This window comes from Bacillus sp. PK3-037 (assembly GCF_054161355.1).
Window position 1 is genome coordinate 3,710,235 of sequence record NZ_CP096408.1, and the last position, 25,725, is coordinate 3,735,959.

A 25,725-nucleotide genomic window follows, 5' to 3' on the forward strand; every position below is an offset into this window, starting at 1 on the left:
CATCGCTTCCTTAAGAAAGCGTTATAGTTTGTTTATTAAGAAATTCGCGCAAAATCCCGGCATTCCTATCAAGACATTCGCCCTGCAGCATTTCGGCGTGTGTACCGAAGCCTTTTTTCACACGATAAGCGCCCGTTGTCGCCTCTTCCCACGATGAAAGCCATTCAGGCATTTCAAAGTCAAGATCAGAGGTCAGCAAATCAATGTCCGCCTTCACTTGGCCCGAGCTGATCAGGTTGACGTAGTATGAGTAGAAGGCATGTGTTTTTTTCTTGAGCCCCTGCTTGACGGCTTCGCTATTGAGCGCTTCATTGTCCCGATTTACATTCATCAGCGCCTCGACATCGTTTTCGACCGTGCGTCCGTCCAGATCACTGACGCCTTGTTTTTTATAGGAATCCACCATGATGATCCGCTGTACGGTGCGTCCCTGCTCTTCAAGTTTTTTAGCGGCTTCAAACGCCAGACTGCATCCTGCTGAATAACCGAACAGTGTCACAGGACCTTCCGGCTGAAGCTCCTTGATCAGAGCGGCATAACGGTCAAGACGGTTTTCCTCTTCAATAAAGTCAAAAGCGCACAGCTTGTTTGACGGCAAGTGCTTCGCCAGGTTCTGATACATTAAGCCATATCCCAATACCGGCGGGAATGCGAAAATGATGTCATCCTGATCCGAATTCATGATTGTAACGTTCTGAAGTCCTTCTGAGCCTCCGTTTTTCAGATATGCTGAAATGCCGGCAATCGTCGGCGCTTCAAACAAAAGCTTCACCGGAAGGTCAATTCCGAGCTCTTTTTTGATGCGAGAAGCGGCTGTCATCGCCTTTAAGGAATGGCCGCCAAGCTCGAAGAAATCGTCATGGATGCCGACTTGCTTTCTGCCGAGAATCTCGGACCAGATTTGCGCGATTGTTTCTTCCGTTTCATTTCGAGGCCCAATCCATTCTTGCGATATCTGATCTTGCTCCGGTTTTGGCAGCAGACGTTTATTGACTTTTCCGTTTGTTGTTAAAGGAAGCTCGTCCAAGAACGTAAATGTCTGCGGCACCATATAAGCAGGAAGCTGTTTTTTCAGGTGTGCCTTAACGTCTCCTGCTGAAAGCTGTGTCCGGTTCACGAGGTAGGCGTTAATTGATGCGTCCCCAGACTCGCGGCGGTCCACCACGACGACCGCGTCTTTTACTCCGGGATATTCCTGCAGCTGCTTTTCGATTTCTTCCAGCTCGATCCGGTGTCCCCGTATTTTCACTTGATCATCAATGCGGCCGGCGTATTCAATCGTACCGTCAGGCAGCCAGCGAGCGAGATCCCCTGTGCGGTAAAGTGTTTCTCCCGGTTTGAACGGGTTGGCGGTAAATTTCTGCTTGGTCAGCTCATCACGGTTAACATAGCCTTTTGATACGCCCATTCCGCTGATGCATAGTTCCCCGACCGCTCCGAATGGCTGGAGCTGATTTGATTCATTGAGAATATAAATACTCGCATTGCTGATCGGCTTTCCGATCGGCAATGAGGAGATAGACTCCGGAATCTCGTACACGACGTGAGCCGTTGCAAACACCGTGCCCTCAGTTGGGCCGTAGCAGTTAATCAGCTTGCCCGGCCCCATGATCCGCAGCGCTTTCCTGACGTGAGGCACAGACGCGCGTTCCCCGCCGAATAACACACAGCGAAGCCCCTTCAGCCAATCCTCTCCCGCATCTGTGAGAAGATTAAATAAAGCTGTGGTCGCAAACATAACGCTGACATTCTCTTGACGGATGAAACTCGTGAGGCTGTCTGTATCAAGCAGTGTATTTTCATCTGCGATAATCAGCCTTGCTCCATTCAGAATGGAAGCGTAGAAATCAAAGGTAAATGCGTCAAAAGCGTAATTCGATACAGATAAGAACGTGTCCTTTTCAGAAAACGTCATGTAGTCAACGTGCTTCACTAATCCTTGAATATTGGCATGCGTCGTGATATTTCCCTTTGGCTTTCCGGTTGTGCCTGATGTATACATGATATACGCCGCATCATCGGGTGCAATCGCGGTTTCAGGATCGCTTGCCTCTTCTTCAAAACGGATGGGATCATCAATGATGAGTGTTTGGCCTGCAAATGGCAGCTGATTCGCTTGCTCATTCATCTCTTGGTGTGTAAGCAGACATGCCGCCCCGCTGTCGGTCAGCATATATGAGATTCGGTCATCCGGCAGCTTAGGATCAACCGGCACATAAGCCGATCCCGCTTTTAACACACCGAGAATCCCAATCACCAGTTCCAGAGAGCGCTTCGTGTACAATGCAACAACTGAGCCTTTGCCTGCCCCTTGCTTTTGCAAACGGCGTGCGAGGCGGTTCGTTTCCTCGTCTAATTCGTGATAGGACAGCGTTCGGCCTGCAAATGTGAGCGCCGGTGCACTTGGATTGATGTCCACCGCCTCCTTGAACCAATCCGTCAGAGGTTTTGGCTCACACGTTTGAGGTGCCGGATTTAAGCCGTTAAGCAAGTACTCTTTTTCTTTTTCATCAATGAAATCAATGGTGCTGACAGGCTGATCCGGATGCTGAATAAGCTGCTGAATCGCTGTGAGAAGCTGGGATTTTAAGCGCAGCATAAACGCTTCATCAAACACATTCTCATTATAGGCAAGCTTGATCAGCATTTCGTCACCCGGGGAGGCCATCAAATTGAGATCGTAATTTGACTTCTCAAATACATGGACATCCTCCATATCGAATCCGTTTTGACTGCTATCTTCATTGCTTGCATCCTGAAGCGGATAATTTTCAAACACGATGATGTGGTCAATCAATTTCGGCTGGTTGGCTTGGCTTTGGATGTCATAAAGCGGCACATATTGATGCGGTTCTGACTCAAGTGACTGCTCCTGAAGCTGCTTGAGCAAACCGTTGAACGTCATGTTTTCAGCCAATTTCACTCTTCTTGGAACAACGTTGATAAACAGGCCGACCATATGTTCAACACCTTTGATTTCCGCGGGACGTCCGGAAACGACTGTACCGAAAGCCAAATCGTCAGACCGCTGATAACGGCTGATCAGTACGCTCCAGACTGCCTGCAAAGCGGTACTCAAAGTGGTGTGCTGAGATTTCGCAAGCTCAGTAAAAGCTTTCGTTTCCGCTTCCGGCAGTGAGAAGAGAAGTTCTTTCGGTTCGTACCCTTCCTTTTGTTTCTTTCTTTGCTCCGCAAACGTCGTCTGTCCTTCAAAGTCTTCCAAGTACTCGCGCCAGTAGCGGAGCGATGCTTGTTTATCCTGCTTTTCAAGCCACTTGATGTATTCCTTATACGGTTTGACAGGCGGCAGGCTGTACGGCTTTTGTTCGCGCAAAGCATTGTATACCTTAAACAGATCCTGCACGACGATGCCGAAGCACCATCCGTCCAAAATCATGTGGTGGTAGCTCCACACCCATTCAAAGCTGTTGTCAGCTTTTTTGAAGATGGCTGCCCTCATCGGAATATCCCGCGTTAAATCAAAGCCTTTGATCTTATCCTGTGCTTTGTATTCATTGATTTTGTCCGTTTGTTCACTTTCGGATAAATGTGTCAGATCCATTTCTTCTATATGAAATTGACGTTTTTTTAATACGACTTGAACGGGCCTTTTTACTTTTTCGTGAATGAACACGGTACGAAATACATCGTACCGGTCCATGATGACATTCATGCTTTCTTCAAGGCATTTGATATTGAAGTCGCCCTTTACTTTCATCGTAATTTGTTCAAGGTAAAAGCTCTGGCCGGGATTAAGGATGGTATGAAACAGCATCCCCTCCTGCATCGGCGATAGGTAATACATATCTTGAACCTGATCTTTGCTAAATTGACTCATATGTTTCGCTCCCGCCTTCTGTAATTCCCTTGCATTTTATTTCAAATTCTCCTCAAGCATATCAAAGATATCGCCCATCTCATCCATCTCAAGGTCTCCCGCACTGAAGTCGCTCGGTGTGAATTCCTTGTCCTCTTTTTCCGTACAATGGCGGATGATCAGGAGGAGGTTTTCTTTCAACCGCTCCATTTGTGCTTCGACCGTTGCTCTTTCATATTCCTTCTCATTGTAGGAGCAAGAGAGGACAAAACGTCCGTTTCGGATCATGCCGCTGAAGCTTAAAGCGTACAGAGCTTCTGATTCTTCGCTCACTTGGCGTCCCATATCGAAAGCGGACGGTTCAAAGAAATCCGTTTTCACTTCACTGTCGAATTGGCCTAAATAGTTAAAGCTGATTTCCGGTGTGAAGCCTTGCGCTCCCGCTTGTTCCGTAAAGTAGCGGAGAATGCCGTATCCGACGCCTTTGTCCGGAACGCGGCGCAGGTTTTCTTTGACTGCTTTGATGACCGCTGAAACATCTGTTTCAGACATGTCGAGCACAACAGGATATTGTGCCGTAAACCAGCCAACCGTTCTGGAGATGTTCACATTCGGGATGATGTCTTCCCGTCCGTGACCCTCAAGATTGATGCCGATTTTGACACCGTCTGTCCATTCTTTCATCGTTAATCCAAGCGCACTGAGGAGAATATCATTGATCTCGGTTCCATATGGCTGATGAACATCTGTTAAGAGATGTTTAGTGTCTTCTTCATTTAATTCGCAGATGACGGATGATGTATGTTTGACAATCCGCTCCTCTGTTTCATCATCCTTCGGTACAGCGGAAACCTCTTCAGCGTCAATTTGCGCCCAGTATTCAGCCTGCTGCAAAAGGTGTGCTGATTGGCTGAATGCCGCCAATTCTTCCGCCCAATCCTTGAAGGAGTTCGTTTTTTGCGGGAAGACGATTTGCTCTTCTTTCTCAGCCTGCACGTAGCCTGATGCAAAGTCTTCAAGTAAAATCCGCCATGATACGCCGTCGACCACGAGATGGTGTACAGCGATGAGCAGATGATCCCCCGCTTCCGTGCGGTATAGCTCTCCTTTCAGAAGCGGACCGTTTTGCAGGTCGAGACTGCTTTGCAGACTGTCAGCGAGAACCTTAATCTGGTTTTTCAGCATATCTTCATCTGAGCCGTACAGATCAACGATTTCGAAGCTGACCTCGCATTCGTCTATCCGTTTATACGCTTGAATGATGTCACCGTTTTCTTCACGGTAGACCATGCGAAGCGCGTCATGATGTTCAACCAGTGCCTGCAATGTCTTTTCAACCCGTTCCGGATCGAAGCCCTTCGCAGAATGAAGCATAACCGACTGATTCCAATGGTGTTTGTTTGTGAAGTTCTTTTCAAAGAACCAGCGCTGGATTGGCGTCAGGATAACTTCGCCCTCCACAGGGCCTTGGTCTGCCTGTTTGCCTTCGGCACGCTCCACATATTGTGTCAGTTCTTCAATCGTCGGGTGCTGGAAGAGATCCTTCATTTCCAGCTTCCAGCCGTGCTGGTTCAAGCGGCTCGCCATCTGGATTCCTTTAATGGAATCTCCGCCGAGCGAGAAGAAATTGTCGCTGACACCGACTTCAGAAATACCGAGCACGTCCTGCCAAATGCCGGCAAGCAGCTCTTCCATGTCAGTGGACGGCGCTTTGTATTCTCCGCTTCCTGCTTCGATATCCGGCTCCGGCAGCGCTTTGCGGTCTACTTTGCCGTTTGCGGTAACCGGAAGCTCGTTTAATGTCACCCAGAACGCCGGGATCATGTAGTCCGGCAGGGTTTCCTTCAGTGCTGATTTCAGCGCTTCTATGTCAGCTGTTTCCGGTGTGACATACGCCGCGATCGCTGTATTGCCGCCTTTATCTATTACAGCTGTCACTGCCGCGTCCTGTACCTCAGAAAGCTGGGCCAGCTGCACTTCAATTTCTGACAGCTCGATTCGGTAGCCGCGGACTTTGACCTGCTGGTCGATCCGGCCGATGTATTCGATGCCGCCGCCCGTCCATTTCACCAAATCGCCTGTTTTGTACATGCGTTCACCCGGCACGAACGGATCGGGGACAAACCGCTTCGCGGTTTCGTCTTCCCTGTTCAGATAGCCGCGCGCCAGTCCGCGTCCCGCCACACAAAGCTCTCCGGCTACGCCCTCCGGCTGAACCTGATGGCTTTCGCTGAGAATGTACACTCTCGTATTGGCGATCGCGCGCCCGATGGAAAGCGAGCCTTCCTCCGGATTGATTTCTGTGCTCGTCGCAACGACAGTGTTTTCGGTCGGCCCGTAGTTGTTGACAATCGTGTACGGCTGCTTAACCGCACGCTTCAGCTTGTCCCCTCCGGTCAAGAGCACGCGGAGTGACGTGTTCTCTAGCTCCATGAACTGTTCCGCCAGCTGTGTCGGCAGGAACGTGATTGTGACGTTGTGCGTTTCGAAATAGTCATTCAGGCGGGTGATATCAAGGCGAATCGCTTCATCAATGACATGAAGCTCAGCGCCGATCGTCCAGGTCGGGAACATCTCCCAAATGGAAGCGTCGAACCCGAAGCCCGCGTACTTCGCACTGCGGTCCTCCGCCGTCATGCCGAACGCGTCATGGTGCCAGAAGCACAGGTTCACAAGCGCATGGTGCTCGATCATCACACCCTTTGGCTGTCCGGTCGTTCCTGACGTGTAAATCATGTACGCCAAGTTCTCAGCTGTTACAGCCGTCTCTGGATTTTCCTCGTCGTTTTCATCAAGCGGCAGACTCAGGATCGTGCGGTTGCCGTCAAGAAGAATGACCTCGCCCGTGTAGCTGTCCGGCACTGTGATGCCTTCCTGTTTCAAGAGAAGTTTCGCGCCGCTGTCCTGTAGGATATAGTCAATCCGCTGATCCGGATAGTCAGGATCAATCGGCACAAATGCCGCTCCTGCCTTCAGGACACCGAGCACCGCGGCGGACATTTCAAGCGACGGCTTCGTGAGAATGCCGACGCGCTCATCCGCGCCGATGCCGCAGTCAATCAAAATCCGCGCCAGACGGTTCGCCTTCGCATTCAGCTCGCCGTACGTCCATGACTGCCCGTTATACGTGACAGCCGGGCGGTCTTTGTGGCGCTGAGCCGTTTCTTCAAACAGCTGATGAACCGTTTTGTCTGTCGGCACAGGCAGTGTTTTTCCTTTCCATGCCTCCAAGAGCGTTTGTTTTTCTGTCTCGTTGACGAGTGACAGGCCGGAAAGCGGCTGGTTTGGATTTTCCGCAACAGCCTGCAATAATCGCAGAACGTATTCGCTCCATTGCTCAGCAGTTTCTCTTGAGAATAGGTCAGTCGCATATTCCAGCTGCAGACCGATGCCGTTTTCGTCAGCGAAACCGCCTAATGTGAGGTCAAACTTGGATGTTCCTTGATGTGCCTCATAAGGTGAAATCGTGAGATCTTGCAGCTCAAGCTGTTCTTTATCAGGGTTTTCTGTCGTAACCATCACGTTAAACAAAGGATTCCGGCTCATATCCCGAGGGAGGTCTAACTGGTTGACCAGGTCTTCAAACGGATACTCCTGATGCTCAAGTGCTGACAGATTTGTCTCCTTCGCTTGCTCCAGAAGCTCTGCAAATGTCTGCTTTTCCCTTGCTTCCATTCTCAGTGCGAGCGTATTGACGAACATCCCCGGCATGTTTTGCACGTCGGCATTCGTGCGGCCTGCTGTAACCGAGCCGATCACGATATCCCGCTGTCCGGAGATTTTGCTTAAAAAGACATGGAAGACGGTGTGAAGCACCATATGCAAAGTCGTTCCCGTTTCTGCGAGCAGTTTTTCAATCGCCTTTGCCGTTCCGCTTTCCGCACGGAAACGGACGGTATCCCCTTCAAAGCTTTGAACAGGCGGTCGGGTGTAATCGAGCGGAAGGTCAAGCTCCGGCAGTTCGCCTGAGAGAACTGAAAGCCAGTATTGCTCATGCTCCTTCATCCGTTCTTTCTGACCGGCTTCATTTTGCCAAACAGCGAAATCTTTATAATGAAGCTTCGGCTCCGGAAGCTGTTCGCCTTTATAAAGCAGTGCCAATTCTTTAACGAAAATACCTCTTGATACACCATCCGCGATAATGTGATGCATATCCAATAGAAGCAGATGTTTTTGGTCTGCGATTCGGAGTAATGCCGCGCGAATGAGCGGAGCGCCGCTTAAGTCGAATGGCCGGATAAATTCTTTAATCTTCTGTTCCGCCTCGCCCTCTTCTGCATCAAACAAGTGAAGATCAATTGATGCCTCCTCAACAATGCGCTGGACAGGCTCTCCGTCTGCTTCCGTAAATGACGTGCGCAATGATTCATGACGGTTTACGAGCTGGTTGAGTGATTCCCGCAGGCGCGAAATGTGAAGCTCGCCTTCCATCAGAAGAACCGATGGCATATTATAGCTGATCGTCTGCCGGTCAAGCTGATTGAGCACGTACATCCGTTTCTGCGCGGATGACAATGGATACACATCCTGTTTGTCAGCAGGCTTCAGCATGTGATAGCCGCCTGATGCTGCCGATTCATCCATATAAGCCGCCAGCTGACGTACAGTCGGCTGTTCGAACAGCGCTTTAAGCGGCACGGTTTTCTCCAATTCTGCCTGTATATTGGCGATGAGCATCATTCCTTTTAGTGAATGGCCGCCTAAATCGAAGAAGTTGTCATCGATTCCGATCGCTTCAATGCCGAGTGTTTTCTGCCAGATGCGGCAAAGGCTTTCTTCAAGCGCTGTTTCCGGAGCAGCTGACGCTTCATATCTAGATTGCGCTGCGTTCGGCTTTGGCAATGCGTTTCTGTCGGTTTTCCCGTTTGCCGTGAGCGGGATGGCGTCGACCTGCACAAAGAAGGCAGGGATCATATGAGACGGCAGTATTTGTGAAAGCTGTTTCCGGAGCTCTGCTTTTTCAATGGCTTGATCCGCCGTATAATACGCGCAAAGCTCCTGAAGCCCGCCCTCAGAAACCGTTAGCACAACCGCTTCCTGAACGTCGCTGAGGCTGAGCATGACCGTTTCAATTTCTTTCGGCTCTATGCGGTAGCCGCGGATTTTCACCTGATCATCAGCCCGGCCGATAAATTCAATCATGCCATCAGCCAGTCTCCGGACGACATCTCCGGTCTTGTACATCAGGCTGCCCGGCGCATACGGGTTTTCCACAAATTTCTCGGATGTGAGCTGAGGACGGCTGAGATATCCTCTGGCAAGCCCCTGTCCCGTGATATATAACTGGCCGCTCGCTCCCGAAGGCACAAGCTTCAATGACTCATTTAAGACAAGTGCGCCGGTATTGGCAATCGGCCGTCCGATTGTCGGCCGTTTCGCGAATGTGTCAGGTTCAGTCAGGTCAACCCGTCCGGCAATGGAGCCGATCGTTGCTTCGGTCGGACCGTAGTGATTGATAAATTCGGTATGCCGATATACCTTGCTGAACGCTAAAACATCAGCCGGGATGATCTTTTCTCCTCCCAACACAATCAAGCGCAGAGATTCAAAGTGCGGCTCCTTTGTAAAGCTGGCTGTGTTCACCATCGTATGGAACAGAGACGGTGTCAGCTTGATATACGTGATGCCGTGCTCCTTGATATAACGGCAAATCTGATCGGGCGCCGTATATGTTTCTTTCGGCACAATGTGAAGCTCACCGCCTGCTTGAAGCACAGGGAAAATGCTTGTATACCCCAAGTCGAATGCGTAAGACGAAAGCAAGACAGACTTATCCGTTTCAGCCAGTCCCGCCTCTTTGCTAAACCAAGAAACATAGTTTGTCAGATTGCGATGCTCAATCTGCACACCCTTCGGCTTCCCGGTCGTGCCGGATGTGTAAATGATATATGCAAGATTCTGAGTCCCAGAAATCGGTTCCGGACGCTCCTTGCTTTCGTTCCGCCAATCCGCTTGATCGATGTTGATGGCGGTTCCTTGATATTGCCCTATGGCAGTCATATTTCTTTCATTCACGACTGTAAATCTCGCACCGCTGTCTTCTAATGAATAGCGGATTCTTTCCTCAGGCGTATCCGGATCAATCGGAAGGAAAGCTGCTCCCGCCTTCATGACACCAAGAACAGCTGTCATTAGGTCAGCTGAACGGTCCATGACAACGGCTACGATGTCTTCACTTCCTGCCCCGTGCGCGCGCAAATGATGCGCCAGCTGGTTTGCCTGTTCATCGAGCTCACGATAGCTCAGCTGGTTTCCGCCACAAATGACAGCCGGATGATCAGGTGTTTGCTGCACCTGTTTTTCGAAAAGTGACGCAAACGTGTCATTGCCAGAATGAGTGGTTTGTTTTTTCTCTTCAAGCAAAGCTGCCGTTTCAACTGGTGAAAGAATCTCCAAATCAGACAGCCGTACGTTCGGATTAACCGCAGCTGCTTTGATCAAATTGACGAAGTGGCTGCTCCAGCGGCGGATCGTCTCGTCCTTAAACAAGGCAGTTGCGTAGTCAAAGCTTAAACCGATTTCTTCTTCCCGTTCGACAGCTTCCAAGGACAGATCAAATTTCGCCACGTGATGAAGCATGGAATAGGAAGAAATCTTCAAATCTCCTAATTTCAAAGAAGGAATCTCCATGTTCTGCATGTTGAACATGACGCTGAACAGCGGGCTTCGGCTTGTGTCCCTTGTGAGCGGCAGTTTTTCAATCAGTTCCTCAAGCGGATAGCTTTGGTGCTCGAATGCTTGCAGACTGACCGTTTTGACTTCGTCTAGGAATTGTGCAAAGGTTTTATCCCCTGCAGGCGCTGTCCGTAATGCCACCGTGTTGACAAACATACCCGGCACACCTTGCAGATCAGGATGCGTTCTGCCCGCAGTCGGTGAGCCGACGATGATGTCATCCTGTGACGCGTACTTAGAAAGCAGTACATGAAATGCGGCTAAAAGGAACATGTACATTGTTGTGTCTGTTTCTGACAGCAGCGATTTGATCTGAGCCGTGATTTGTTTATCCAGCCCGAACATGACGCGCTCCCCAGAAAAGCTCCGTTCTGAAGGACGCGGGAAATCCGCCGGAAGATCAAGCACCGGCAGCTCGCCTTTAAACGTATCCAGCCAGTATGCTTCATCCTTTTGATGATCCGCATGTTCTTTTTGCCAGACAGCGTAATCTTTATAGTGAATCTGCGGGAGCTCCAGATCTGCGCCTTGATAGATTTTGGCGAGATCGCCGATGAGAATGCCTGTCGAGCTGCCGTCCGTAATGATATGGTGCATATCAATGAGCAGCAGATGGCGTTCTTCTTCAAGCTGGACAAGCTTCGAACGGACGAGCGGCGCGCGGTTTAACTCAAACGGCTGAATAAACGATTTGATCAGCTCTTCCGCGTCTTCTTCCCGTCCCTTGGCAGCCTCCAGCTGGAACGATATGTTTTTATGAACGGTCTGTACGACTTCTCCGTCGATCATGTCAAACGATGTACGGAGGATTTCGTGCCGGTTGATTAATTGCTGAATCGCGTTTTCAAGCCGGTCTTTATCTACTTCTCCCTCCAGCAAAAGTACAGCGGGGACGTTGTAGCTTGTGTTTGCTTGTCCAAGCTGATTGAGGATATACATTCTCCGCTGGGCTGGGGATACAGGATAATGCTGCTGATAAGGTGCTTGCCTGATCGGTTCAAACGTCTGCTCCTCCTTGCTTTCGTTCTCTTCCAAATACAGCGCCAGTTCTTGAATGGTCGGCTTTTCAAAGAGCACTTTAATCGGTACTTCCTTATGAAAATGCTCCTGGATTTTCGCCGTCATCATCATCGCTTTCAGAGAATGACCGCCGATCATAAAGAAGTTATCGGTAACGCCTGCTTTGACGCCGAGTATCCCTTCCCAGATCTCCGCTAATTTCTTTTCACTCTCTGTTTTGGGTGCTGCGTATTCCGGCTGCGCGGTTTCTGATTGAGGCGCAGGCAGTTCTTTTTTGTTGATTTTTCCGTTTGGCGTGAGCGGCAGGCTGTCCATCTGGATCAAATGGGCAGGAACCATATAGTCAGGCAATGATTGAGACAGCGTTTTTCTCAGCCCGCTCACAGACACTTCGCGATCCGCCGTAAAGTACGCGCAGATTTCATTTTCATCCGCTTTGTTTTTGCGAATGATCACGGCAGCCTCTGTCACATGTTCGGCCATGTTCAGTTTTGTTTCAATTTCGCCTAGCTCAATTCGGAACCCGCGCACCTTCACCTGGTTATCAATTCTTCCTAAAAACTCGATATTCCCGTCCGGAAGCCATCTCGCCAAGTCGCCAGTTCGATACATTTTTTCACCCGGTCTGAATGGATCCTCGAGAAATTGCTTCTTCGTCAGCTCTGGGAGGTTGACGTAGCCCCGTGCCACGCCGCTTCCGCCGACACACAGTTCACCGGGCGCGCCGATCGGCTGCAGGCGCTGCTGCTCATCCATGATGTATGCAGTGGAATTTCCGATTGGCTTCCCGATTGGAATTGAGCCGCTGTACTCGCGATCAATCAGAAAGCTTGTAGAAAATGTCGTATTTTCTGTCGGTCCGTATCCGTTCCACAGAGATAGCGACGGCGAGGCCTGTTTCACTTTACTTACAATATGCGGCACGAGCGCGTCTCCGCCGATAATTAAATGGCGCAGTGTGCCGAACATGCCGGCATCCTTTGCAGCAAGCTGATTGAATAATGGTGATGTCAGCCACATCGTCGTAATTCTCTGCTCACGGAGGAACGCTGAAAACCGTGTCGCGTCAAGCAGTGTCTCTTTTTTCACCGGATAAAGCGCAGCGCCGTTCAGCAGCGCGCCAAAGACCTCAAATGTACCTGCATCAAAGCTGACCGCTCCTGTTTGCGCCATGCGGTCCTCTTCAGTAACAGGAACGTACCCGGCATTTTTGACGAGGCGCAGAATGCTTTTATGTTCGATCATGACGCCTTTCGGTTTTCCGGTCGAACCTGACGTGTACATGATGTAAGCCAGGTCAGACGAATCGGCGGGCAGATTCAGATTGTCAGCCGTTTCATTCCCTTCAAAGACGCCTTCCAGCGGGAGAACCGGTACTTGCAGCTGATTAGCCTGTTTTGTATACGCCTCTCCAGCTAAAGCGATCCGAATCGAGCTGTCCTCCGCCATGAAACGGAGCCGATCCTCCGGAAGTGCGGGATCAAGCGGCACATATGCGGCGCCTGCTTTTAAAACAGCCAGCATGGCGGCAACAGTGTCTGCCGAACGGTCATTCATAATGGCTGCTGTTTCACCCTTTTGAAGACCTTGCCCGATGAGCTTTCTCGCCAGGCGGTTCGCCGCTTCGTTCAGCTTGCGGTATGTCAGCTCGGCTCCTTCATATACGAGGGCAGTACTTGCCGGTGTCCGCTTTGCTTGTTCTTCAAATACTTGATGAACAGCCATTCCTTCAGGGAGTTCTGATGAAGTGCTGTTAAAGATCTCCACAATTTGCCGCTGCTCTTCTTCTCCCACAAGCCCGTGCTCACGCACAAAAGCGTCCGGCCGCTCGACAGCGGCTGTCATCATGCGGGTAAGGTGCTCCGCTGTCCGTTCGATAAAAGCGGAATCAAAGGCAGCGCCGTTATATTTGATTTTGACGGTCCACGTTTTGCCCGGATACACAATCAGGTTGAAATCGAAGCTTGTTTGCTCAAATGCACTTTCTACCTTGATAGAAAATCCGAGGCGGTCTTCCATGCCGTTTTCAAGCTCTTGATCAAGCGGATAATTTTCAAAAGCGACGAGATGGTTCAAAAGACTGCTGTCCAAGGCTGAACGTTTTTGAATCTCGTAAAGCGGCACGTAATCGTAGCGCTCCGCCTCCACCGCATGCTGCTGAACGTCTGTGAAAATATCAGCGAATGTAGACTGCTGATCAACCTTTACACGCACAGGAATGGTATTGATAAAGAGCCCCGCCATTGTTTCAATTCCGTTGATTTCAGACGGCCGTCCCGATACGACCGTGCCGAAGACAACGTCCTTCGTAAAGTTGTATTTACTGAGAACAATGCCCCAAACAGCCTGAAACAGGTTAGGCCCCGTCACTTGATGGCGGTTTGCGGTTTGCTGAATGCGGGTAACCAGTGTTTCATCCCATGTAAATGAATATTCTTTATTGACGTATTCATCTTTGTTCTCAGACAGACGGCCCGGGAGCACGCTCGGCTGTTCAAAATCAGCCAAGCGTTCGCTCCAGTAGCCTTCCGCTTCTTCATTGTCCTGTTTTCCAAGCCATTTAATGTAGTCGGAATATGGCTTGCCCTGCCCGTTTGCAGGTGTTCGGCCTGCTCTGAGCGCTTCGTAGTTTTGGAACAGGCTTTTCATCAGCACGCCCATGCTCCAGCCGTCCATCATAATATGGTGATTGCTCCAGACAAGATACAGCTGATCTGCCTCAAGGCGGAAAACTGCCACCTTGAACAAAATGTCTTTGGCCAGGTTAAAGCCTTGGTGCTGAACGTCTTGTTTGTAACGCTCGATGTGGTCTTTCTGGCGATCCTCATCTGCATGACTAATATCTTCATAGTGCACCTTTGTCTTGCGTTCCGCTAACACAACCTGACGCGGCTTTTGCAGCTGCTGGTGCACAAATACCGTACGGAGAATATCGTATGACCGGATCAGTTCATTGACGCTTTTCTCAAAGATTTCCAGATCAAAAACACCTTGAATGCCAAGCTCTAATTGTGTGAAGTAAGAGGAAGAATGCGGATCAAGCATCGCATGATACAGCATTCCTTCCTGCATCGGTGTAAGTGCGTACACCTTTTGAATCGATTTTTTGCTCATATGCCACCTCTATTAAAAAATTTCCATTAATTTATCAAGCTCATCCAGCGTCAAATCGTCGTCGCCAAGGTCACTCGGCGTCAGTTCCGTGCCATCTTGAGATAGGCAATGTTCAATGATTCTATGAAGATGGGCCTTAAAGCTGTCACTGAATGTCTGTATCGTTTTTTCATGAAATTCGAGAGAGTGATAGGCCAGTGACATCGTCAGTTTTCCGTTTTCAATATATCCGACAACATCAAGCGCGTTCGGCTTTTCCGTTTCCGGGCTTAATGACTGTCCTGACGGCAGCTCTGATCTCGTGAATAAACCTGCATCCGACATGTCATCGAACTGACCTAAATAGTTAAAGCTGACATCCGGCTGAATGGAGAACGCCACATCTTCTTTATGCTCCGGCGCCGTTAAATAGCGCAAAATGCCGTAGCCCACTCCCTTATTCGGGATATGTCTGATGTCTTCTTTCATTTGCTTCAGCTGATAAGCCAGATCATCCGCATGCTTCATATCCAGCACCATCGGGAACATACTCGTAAACCAGCCGACTGTCCGGGAAATGGTCAGGTCTTCTACTATATCTTCACGTCCATGCCCCTCTAAATGAACACTCACTTGCTCCTGACCTGTCCACTCCTTCATCGCCAATCCGAATGCCGTCAGCAAAATATCATTCATTTCTGTGTGATAAGCCTCATGCACCTTGGTGGTAAGCTGTTCTGTCTCTTCAGCAGTCAGCGAAAATTCGATTGTCTTTGTATGTTTCATTCGCTGATCACTAGATTCGCGATCCTTCGGAAGCTTCACCGGGACAGTCTGTTCTTCAAGCTGTTTCCAATACTCTTTTTCTTTCAAAAAGGCCTTAGAATTTGCGAAGTCTTGTAATCTCTCCGCATACTCCGCAAACGAATGGGTTTTCTGCGGAAGAACCGGCTCGTTCCCTTGCTCCAGCTGTGTATAAACCGCGGCGAAATCCTCCAGTAAAATCCGCCACGATATACCGTCAACCACTAAGTGGTGAATCACAAGCAGCAAGTGATCTCCGTCTTCTGCCTGGAACAAGCCTGCTTTTAACAAGGCGCCTTCCTTCAAATCGATGCTGCTTTGCAGACGCTCCGCTTCTCTCTCTATGCGGTCTTCATGATCTATAGCCTGCCCCTCAAGCTTGGCGATCTCCAAGTGGACATAAGCAGCATCAAGCCCTTTATTAAACTGAACGATCTCCCCTTGTTCCTCTCGGTAGACCATGCGAAGCGCGTCATGATGTTCAATAAGTGCCTGCAATGTCTTTTCAACCCGTTCCGGATCGAAGCCCTTCGCAGAATGAAGCATAACCGACTGATTCCAATGGTGTTTGTTTGTGAAGTTCTTTTCAAAGAACCAGCGCTGGATTGGCGTCAGGATGACTTCGCCCTCCACAGGGCCTTGGTCTGCCTGTTTGCCTTCGGCACGCTCCACATATTGTGTCAGTTCTTCAATCGTCGGGTGCTGGAAGAGATCCTTCATTTCCAGCTTCCAGCCGTGCTGGTTCAAGCGGCTCGCCATCTGGATGCCTTTAATGGAGTCTCCGCCGAGCGAGAAGAAATTGTCGCTGACACCGACTTCAGAAATACCGAGCACGTCCTGCCAAATGCCGGCAAGCAGCTCTTCCATGTCAGTGGACGGCGCTTTGTATTCTCCGCTTCCTGCTTCGATATCCGGCTCCGGCAGCGCTTTGCGGTCTACTTTGCCGTTTGCGGTAACCGGAAGCTCGTTTAATGTCACCCAGAACGCCGGGATCATGTAGTCCGGCAGGGTTTCCTTCAGTGCTGATTTCAGCGCTTCTATGTCAGCTGTTTCCGGTGTGACATACGCCGCGATCGCTGTATTGCCGCCTTTATCTATTACAGCTGTCACTGCCGCGTCCTGTACCTCAGAAAGCTGGGCCAGCTGCACTTCAATTTCTGACAGCTCGATTCGGTAGCCGCGGACTTTGACCTGCTGGTCGATCCGGCCGATGTATTCGATGCCGCCGCCCGTCCATTTCACCAAATCGCCTGTTTTGTACATGCGTTCACCCGGCACGAACGGATCGGGGACAAACCGCTTCGCGGTTTCGTCTTCCCTGTTCAGATAGCCGCGCGCCAGTCCGCGTCCCGCCACACAAAGCTCTCCGGCTACGCCTTCCGGCTGAACCTGATGGCTTTCGCTGAGAATGTACACTCTCGTATTGGCGATCGCGCGACCGATGGAAAGCGAGCCTTCCTCCGGATTGATTTCAGTGCTCGTCGCAACGACAGTGTTTTCGGTCGGCCCGTAGTTGTTGACAATCGTGTACGGCTGCTTAACCGCACGCTTCAGTTTGTCTCCGCCTGTCAGCAATACGCGGAGTGATGTGTTCTCTAGCTCCATAAACTGTTCCGCCAGCTGAGTCGGCAGGAACGTGATTGTGACGTTGTGCGTTTCGAAATAGTCATTCAGGCGGGTGATATCAAGGCGGATCGCTTCATCAATGACATGAAGCTCGGCGCCGATCGTCCAGGTCGGGAACATCTCCCAAATGGAAGCGTCGAACCCGAAGCCCGCGTACTTCGCACTGCGATCCTCCGCCGTCATGCCAAATGCGTCGTGGTGCCAGAAGCACAGGTTCACAAGCGCATAGTGCTCGATCATTACACCCTTCGGCTGTCCGGTCGTTCCTGACGTGTAAATCATATAAGCAAGGTGATCCGCGGTTGTGTCGGTCTGCGGATTTTCCTCGTCGTTTTCATCAAGCGGCAGACTCAGGATTGTGCGGTTGCCGTCAAGAAGAATGACCTCGCCCGTGTAGCTGTCCGGCACTGAGATGCCTTCTTGTTTCAAGAGAAGTTTCGCGCCGCTGTCCTGTAGGATATATTCAATCCGCTGATCCGGATAGTCAGGATCAATCGGCACAAATGCCGCTCCTGCCTTCAGGACACCGAGCACCGCAGCAGACATTTCAAGCGACGGCTTCGTAAGAATACCCACGCGTTCATCCGCGCCGATGCCGCAGTCAATCAGAATCCGCGCTAGACGGTTCGCCTTCGCATTCAGCTCGCCGTACGTCCATGACTGCCCGTTATACATGACAGCCGGGCGGTCTTTGTGGCGCTGAGCCGTTTCTTCAAACAGCTGATGAACCGTTTTGTCTGTCGGCACAGGCAGTGTTTTTCCTTTCCATGCCTCCAGAAGCGTTTGTTTCTCTGTCTCGTTGACGAGCGACAGGCCGGAAAGCGGCTGGTTTGGATTTTCTGTTACTGCTCCTAAAAGCTGAAGCCAGTATTGCTTCCATCGTTCAATCGTTTCCGTTGTAAACAGCGCCGTATTGTATTCAAGAACAAATGTGAGCCCTTCGCCGGTTTCGTCAGCTGTCAGCGTGATATCAAACTTGGCCGTTTTCCGCTCAAACGGATGCGGTTCAAGCTCGACCCCTTTCATCGTTAAATCTTTAATGTTCGCATTTTGCATAGAAAATACTGCGTCAAATAAAGGGTTTCTGCTTTTGTCACGGTGAACCTGAACTTTTCCGATCAGGTCCTCAAGCGGGTAATCCTGCGCTTCAAATGCGCTAAGTGCTGTTTCTTTCACTTCGCCAAGATAATCCGCAAACGTCTTATCGCCCTTCGGATACGTGCGCAGCGCCAGCGTATTGACAAACATGCCGATGACGCGGCTGATGTCTGCTTGAGAGCGTCCGGCTACCGGCGAGCCAACAATGATATCGTTTTGCCCGCTCAATTTTGATAAAAACGCGCTGTAAGACGCTAAAAGAACCATATACAATGTGGAATCCGTTTCCTTCGCAAGCCTGCGAAGAGCATCTGCTTTTCTTGCATCTAATGAAAATGCAATCCGGTCTCCCTCAAACGTTTGAACCGCAGGACGGCTGTAATCAGTTGGAAGAGTCAGCACCGGCAGCTCTCCTTCAAGCTCCTTCAGCCAATGCTCCTCTTGCTTCCGGTAAAGCTCGGACTGAATAAACTGCTGCTGCCACACGGCATAATCCTTATATTGAATATGAAGCGGCTCAAGGCTTTCTCCGTCGTACAGCTTCGAGAGTTCATCAATCAGCACGCCGACAGACGCTCCGTCAGAAATAATATGGTGCATATCAAACAGCAGTAGATGCTCAGTTTCTGAAAGCTTGATCAGCCCCATTCTGAACAGCGGCAGCCGGTCAAGTGTGAACGGACGGATAAACTCAGAAACGATCCGCTCGGTCTCTTCTTCTGGTGCTTCAAAATATGCCATATCAAACGCTGCTTCATCCCAGATTCGCTGCACCGTTTCTCCGTCTTTTATTTCAAAGGTTGTTCTGAAGGCTTCATGGCGCTCCATTAACTGATTCATTACGCATTTGAGCCTTTCAACATCCAAATGACCCTTCAGGCGCAGAACCGATGGCATGTTGTAGCTTGTGTCCGCTCCTTCAAGCTGCTGAAGCACGTACATCCGTTTTTGCGGAGAAGAAACAGGATAAGTCTCTTGTTTTTTTGCCGGTCTGATACTGATCGCTGTTCCTTTTTCAGCGACGGCAATAGTCTGCGCTAAGCTTTCAACGGTCGGTGATTGGAAAAGATCCTTCAGAGAAAGCTCGGCGCCCAGTTCCTGATGAATCACGGCAAGCATCTTCATGCCCGCTAACGAGTGTCCGCCGATATCAAAGAATTGGTCATATATGCCGATCTGTTCAACCTGAAGCACCCGTGCCCAAATGTCTGCGACTTTTTGTTCTATTTCATTGCGCGGCGCAACATATGAAACACCGTTTGAGATGTTGGCGTCAGGAAGCGGAAGCGCACGACGGTCGATTTTTCCGTTTCCGGTCAGAGGCAGCTCATCCATTTGGATAAATACCGCAGGAATCATGTAAGCCGGCAGATCCTTTGCCGTATGCTCTCTCAGCTCTTGCGCTGTAATTTCACCCTGTCCGACAAAGTACGCGCAAAGCAGTTTGTCTCCCGCACCTTGATCGACGGCAAGCACAACGCTCTCCTGCACACGATCGTGGCTTTGCAGCTGGTGCTCAATTTCTCCGAGCTCAATGCGCTGTCCTCGGATTTTCACCTGGTGGTCGATCCGTCCGATAAATTCGATATCGCCATTCGGCAGCCATCTTGCCAAGTCACCTGTTTTATACATGCGTTCGCCTTGTTTAAACGGATGCGGCACAAATTTCTCCTCAGTCAGTTCAGGTCGGTTGTAATAGCCTTTCACGAGGCCTTCCCCGCTGACACACAGTTCTCCGGCGATGCCGGCAGGCTGAACATGTCCCGCGCGGTCAAGAATGTATACTTCCGTATTGCTGACCGGTTTTCCAATCGGAACGGACATCGTGCGCTCATCCAATTCATCAACCGGATGATACGTCGCGAAAACCGTGCTTTCAGATGGGCCGTACATGTGAAGCAGCTTGCCTTTTCCAACGGTCTGCAGCGCTTTTTTCACATGATCTACAGAAGCCCGTTCTCCTCCGAACATAATCTTGCGCAAAGTCGACAAGCATGTCGGATTCAAGTCCACAAGAAGGTGGAACAGAGCTGTCGTGATCATGAGAATGCTGATGTTCTCCCGCTCAATGACGCGAGAAAGACGAGCCATGTCCAGAACTGTTTCTTTCGGAACGAGGACAAGCTTCGCGCCGTTTAAAAGAGAACCGAACACATCAAACATAAATGCGTCAAATACATAGTTTGAGAGTCCGAGTATCGTATCCTGTTCCGTAATGCTGAGATAATTCGTCTGCTTAACCGTGCGCAGAATATTGGCATGTGTCACGATATTCCCCTTTGGCGTTCCTGTCGTTCCGGATGTATACGTCAGGTTGGCCATAGCCGCCGAATCAAACGGCAGAGCGAGGTTTTGCGCATCGTCGTGATAGCTATCATCCTCATCAGCGAGCACGATGACGCCTTCGAATTCCGCTTGTTCCGCTAACGCCTTTAATTTCTTCTGGGTGAGAAGCACTTTCGCTCCGCTGTCTTGGAAGAAATGCTGCATCCGCTGAATCGGGTGTTCCGGATCAATCGGTACATAAGCCGAACCGGATTTTAATACCGCCAGGATTGACACAATCATGTCCATTGACCGTTCACATAGGACGGCCGCTGTCCTGCTTTCGCCTGCTCCCATTGAAAGAATGCCGCGCGCTAAACGGTTGGCCCGTTCATTCAGCTCACGATATGTGAGCGATTGCCCTTCGTATTGAAGTGCCGGACGATCCGGCGTTTTGGCAGCCTGCTCCTCAAACAGCTGAACAATCGTTTTGTCTTTCGGATAAGGCGTTCTTTCCGGGTTAAACTGCTGAACTTGTGAAGCGGCTTCCTGTTCAGAAAGAAGATTGTATTCAGAAATTGGTTTCTCAGGCTCAGCCGCTACATCTTCAAGCAACCGCGCAAAATGCGTGAGCAGCCTGTCTGCCGTGCTTCGTTTAAACAGTTTTGTGCTGTAGTCTAAATCAAGATCAATGCCTTGTTCCGTTTCTCTTGCCTGAACCGTTACATCAAATTTGGCAATGTTGAAATTGGTCTCATGAATCGACAATGTCAAATCACCGACAGCCGGAATGCCCGCCGTTGCGTTTTGGAGACTGAACATCGTGTCAAACAATGGATGCCTGCTGATATCACGCGGTATGTTCAGGTCTTCAACGAGCCATTCAAATGGATAATCCTGATGAGAAAAAGCATCCAAAACCTGCTGGCGCACACGTGTGAGCAGGCTGTTAAAGGTCTCATCCTGCTTCACTTCGCTGCGAATCGCGAGCGTATTGACGAACATGCCAACAATGCCCTCTGTGTCAGAATGATGTCTGCCCGCTGACGGGGTGCCGACAACGATGTCATCCTGCCCCGTATATTTAGACAGGAGCGTATAGTAGGCTGACAGCATGACCATATAAAGTGTGGCGCCATTTTTTTCAGCTAAACGATACAGGCGATTCTTTAACTCCGCATCCAGCTTGATGGAAACCCGGTCTCCTTCAAAGCTTTGGACAGGCGGTCTCGGATAATCGGATAGAAGCTGAAGCACTGGAAGCTCACCCGCAAAGGCTTCCTTCCAATACGCCTGATCCTCCTGGTATCCTTCAGCAGCCTGCGCGCTTTGCCAGACGGCGTAATCTTTATACTGAAGACGGAGCTCAGGAAGCTGTTCACCGCGGTAAATCTGTGCCAGTTCCTCCAAAATAATGCCGATGGAAACACCGTCAGAAATCAAATGGTGCATATCAAACAGAAGCATATGACGGTTTTCTTCAAGCTCCATCAATCCGATTCTCAACAGCGGCGCTTTCGATAAGTCAAATCGGCGGACAAAAGAAGTCATAACCTCCTCATTTGAGCGGCCGCTTCTTTCAATCATCTCGATGTTGAACTGAACACTGTCATGAATTTTTTGTCTCGGCGTACTGCTTTCAAGCACAAATGACGTCCTCAGCGACTCGTGGCGGCTGATTAACCCGTCAAATGCGCGTTCCAGTTTTTGAATGTCTAAAGGCCCCTCTAAAATAGCTGCCGCCGGCATGTTATATCCGACTCCCGCATCTTCGAATTGGCTGATAATATACGTCCGCTGCTGCGCCAAAGAAAGCGGGTAATGTTCCTGTTTTTCAGCTGGCTCAATTGCCGCAAACGTCCTGCCTTCTTCACGCTCGGCCGCCTCAGCAAGAGCGGCGATTGTCGGATGCTCAAACACATATTGCAGCGGGATGTCTGCGCCCGTCTCCTTATGAATCTTTGTCAAAAGCGTCATGGCCTTCAATGAATGACCGCCCGTTTCAAAGAAATTGTCAAAGACCCCGGCTTTCTCAACGTTCAGCACATCCTGCCAAATCTCTGCGATTGCTTTTTCCATTTCGTTTCGAGGTGCGGTATAAGCTGTTCCGCTTACCGCTTTTACCTCAAGCGCAAACAGCTTGCGGCGGTCAACTTTACCGCTTGGTGTGAGCGGGATTTCTGTGATTTCTGTGATATAAGCCGGCACCATGTAGTCAGGAAGCTGTTTTGCCGCGTGTTCCCGCAAACGTGATGGAGCAAATTCGCTTCCCGCTTTTTGCACAACATACGCACAAACCTCAAGATTCCCTTGGTCGTCAGGCCTCGCCAAGACGACAGCTTTGGCAACATCAGGCGCCTGCTGAAGCACGGCTTCAATTTCTCCAAGCTCAATGCGGTATCCGCGAACTTTGACCTGATCATCTTCTCTTCCTAAATATTCGATCGTTCCATCCGGAAGCCAGCGCACCACATCTCCGGTACGATACATGCTGTCACCGGGCACAAACGGGTCTTGTGAAAATTTCTCAGCTGTCAATTCCGGAAGGTTTAAGTAGCCTCGTCCTACACCGTCACCCGCGATATACAGCTCGCCCGCCACGCCTTCCGGCTGCAGACGGCCTTTTTGATCCAAAATATACAAACGGTTATTCCCAAGTGCTTTACCGATTGGCACATACGCTGATTGAACTGAACTGTCCGGGTGGACCGGATGAACGGAAGCATCCACACACGTTTCAGTCGGCCCGTACACATTGGTCAAACAAGGAACGGCACCCGCTTCTTTAAACAATGTCAGAAGCTTGTCCGCCACAACAGAAGAAAGACCTTCCCCGCCAATCAGCAGGTGTTTGAGCTTAAGGCCGGTCAAATCTCCCGCAGCAATCAGCATTTGCAGATGGGCCGGTGTTCCGTCCGTCGCCTCAATCCCATGTCTGCGGTAATACTCAGCAAGAGCAGCGCCATTTGTCACCGTTTTCTTCGGTACAATATAAAGAGTCTGTCCCAAAAGGAGCGACGCGAAAATCTGTTTCACTGACGCATCAAAATGGAACGGCGCAAGCAATGCCATCCGCAGGGTCTGGTTCTCACTCTGATAAACGGTCTGTTGCAGAGATTCAACCAAGTGATGAACCTGGCGATGCTCGATCATCACTCCTTTTGGATGTCCGGTTGTTCCCGACGTATAAATAATGTAAGCAAGATGATCGGCATTCAGATTGACATCCGAAATAGCATCTGTACCGCCTGCAATCGCCTGATCAAAGTCAATAAGCTCAGCAGATGCACTTGGAGACGCAACCTTCGATTCAGTCAAGACGAAATCCGCACCGCAGTCCTCCAAAATAAATTGGATGCGCTCCGCCGGAAACTCGGGGTCAATCGGCACATAGGCTCCGCCGGCTTTTAAAATCCCCATAATGGCCGTGATCATTCGTTCAGAGCGTTCGAGCAAAACGGCAACCGGGCTGTCTGCACGGACACCCTTCTCTTTCAGCACACTGGCAATGCGTGATGATTGTTCATGTAACGTTCGATAGGACAATGCTCGATTTTCAAACACAACCGCAGGCTGATCAGCAAGCGATTCAGCCTTTTCTTGAAACAGCGCCGGAATCGTCATGTTCTTGCGGTAATTGACCGGTTCACCCCCAGCTCGCAGTAGCAGCCGCTCTTTCTCCGCCTCAGAAATCAGCGTCAATTCATCAATCGTATGATTCGGGTGCGCAAGTGCGTTCTCAAGCAATGTCATCATGCGTTCACAAACAATTTTGATTTCTTCGCGCGTCATTAAATCAGTACGGTAGTCAAAGTCAATTGTAAGTTTCCCAGTATCCCAGCGGTCCTTCACATGAATCGAAACATCATTTAATCCGCTTCCGCTGAAAATGGGCTCAGTCAAAAAGGCAAGATTTTCTTCTTTCTGCCACTGCATCACCTGATATTCAAGAGAAACAGTAAACAGCTTTGTCACAGAGCTTTTTGTTTCACGAAGATCATTGATGAGAAGATTATACGGGTACTTTTGATGGCGAAGAGTTTTCATTACATCCTTCATCCGGTCTTTAACAAAATCAAAAAACGCTTGTCCGCCGTCAATGTTTGCCCGAAGCGGAACCGTAGAAACAAACATGCCGAGCATCTGCTTCTCTTTCGCATTTGTCCGGTTGCCCATAAATGTACCAGTTACCACATCATTCTGCCCGCTGACTCTGTACAAGTAGGCGGCAAGCACCGATTGAAATACCGATAAAACGCTGACCTTATGCTCCTCACAAAAGGATAAAATTTGCTGATGCAGCGCCTCAGGCACATCTTGAGAGAATCTCTCAGCATCTAAACTTCCGCCTGCAGGAGCATTCCGTTTCAGGGAAACGAGTTCAGGCACCGTTTCAAATTGCTTGTTCCAGAACGCTTTATCTTTTTCAAACCGCTTCGATTGAGCATAGTCCTGTTCAGACAAAACATGATCGATAAATGAATGCGAGATCCCTTTTTTTGTTTCTGATCCGCCTGCTAATTCCAAGTAAATGTGCATGATGGCGTTTCCGAGGATGTTCATGGAGATCCCGTCAGAAATCACATGATGAACATTTACGTAAAACCATACTTCATTTTCTTTGATGGTAAACAGGGAAAATCGGAATAAATCACAATCGTACAGAGGCAGAGGTTTTTTCGTTTCCTCCCGGCCCCATTGTGAAACAGATTCTATCGCATTCGGATCTCCGGTGGTGTCAGTATGTTTTATATCAACAGGCCGATACTCGCTTATATATTGAACGGGCTCTCCATTTTCATCGAGACGCAAACGAAGACGCATTGCGTCATTTCTGCGGACAAACTCTTGAATCGCTTGCTCCACAAGCTTCCAGTCAATTTTTTCAGTTGAAACCAACTTACCAATCCCCGCAAGATTTGAAATACTCGTTTGAGGATAAAATTTTTCTGTATACCAAATTCGTTTTTGAGCATCCGTTAAAGGATAAAAAGTTATTTCCATATTATCTTACCTCCCCTAATCTTCAATAATCTGTAACATGTGCAGAATTATTTCTCTTTCGTATCCTTTGACAGCTTTTGAATCTAATGAACTAACTGCTCAAAAAGCCGAAAGTACTACTTTTCAAAAGCGTTGCATCCAAACAAAAAACACAAAGCGACCTAAATAACGACAGCCGTAAGCATTGATTGCGGTGTCAGGCACAGGCAGATAAAGACCGCAAGCCCTCTTGCCCTAAAGTGAAACATTTTTGCCTATTTCTTCATTGTTTTCAATATTTTTAACCTTTCTAACGTTCACTTTAAATGAAAAAAATGTTTTTA

The 25,725-nt window shown here is 49.6% G+C and carries 3 protein-coding genes; all 3 read right to left on the minus strand.

The genetic code is table 11. The features are described 5' to 3' along the window. Window positions 1–10: 10 nt before the first annotated feature. Genes srfAC through srfAA form a run of 3 tightly spaced genes read right to left on the minus strand, consistent with a single transcriptional unit; the run spans window position 11 to window position 25,402 of the window. Window positions 11–3,838, minus strand: coding sequence for a surfactin non-ribosomal peptide synthetase SrfAC (srfAC, locus tag M1D69_RS19175; protein ID WP_458105171.1), 3,828 nt, complete (start codon window positions 3,836–3,838; stop codon window positions 11–13). A gap of 36 nt (window positions 3,839–3,874) precedes the next feature. Then, window positions 3,875–14,626 (minus strand): surfactin non-ribosomal peptide synthetase SrfAB, encoded by a 10,752-nt coding sequence (gene srfAB / locus M1D69_RS19180; protein ID WP_458105170.1) that lies wholly within the window; start codon window positions 14,624–14,626, stop codon window positions 3,875–3,877. 12 nt (window positions 14,627–14,638) lie between these two features. After that, window positions 14,639–25,402, minus strand: a complete 10,764-nt coding sequence (gene srfAA / locus M1D69_RS19185) for a surfactin non-ribosomal peptide synthetase SrfAA (RefSeq protein WP_458105169.1) — start codon at window positions 25,400–25,402, stop codon at window positions 14,639–14,641. Window positions 25,403–25,725: the final 323 nt, after the last annotated feature.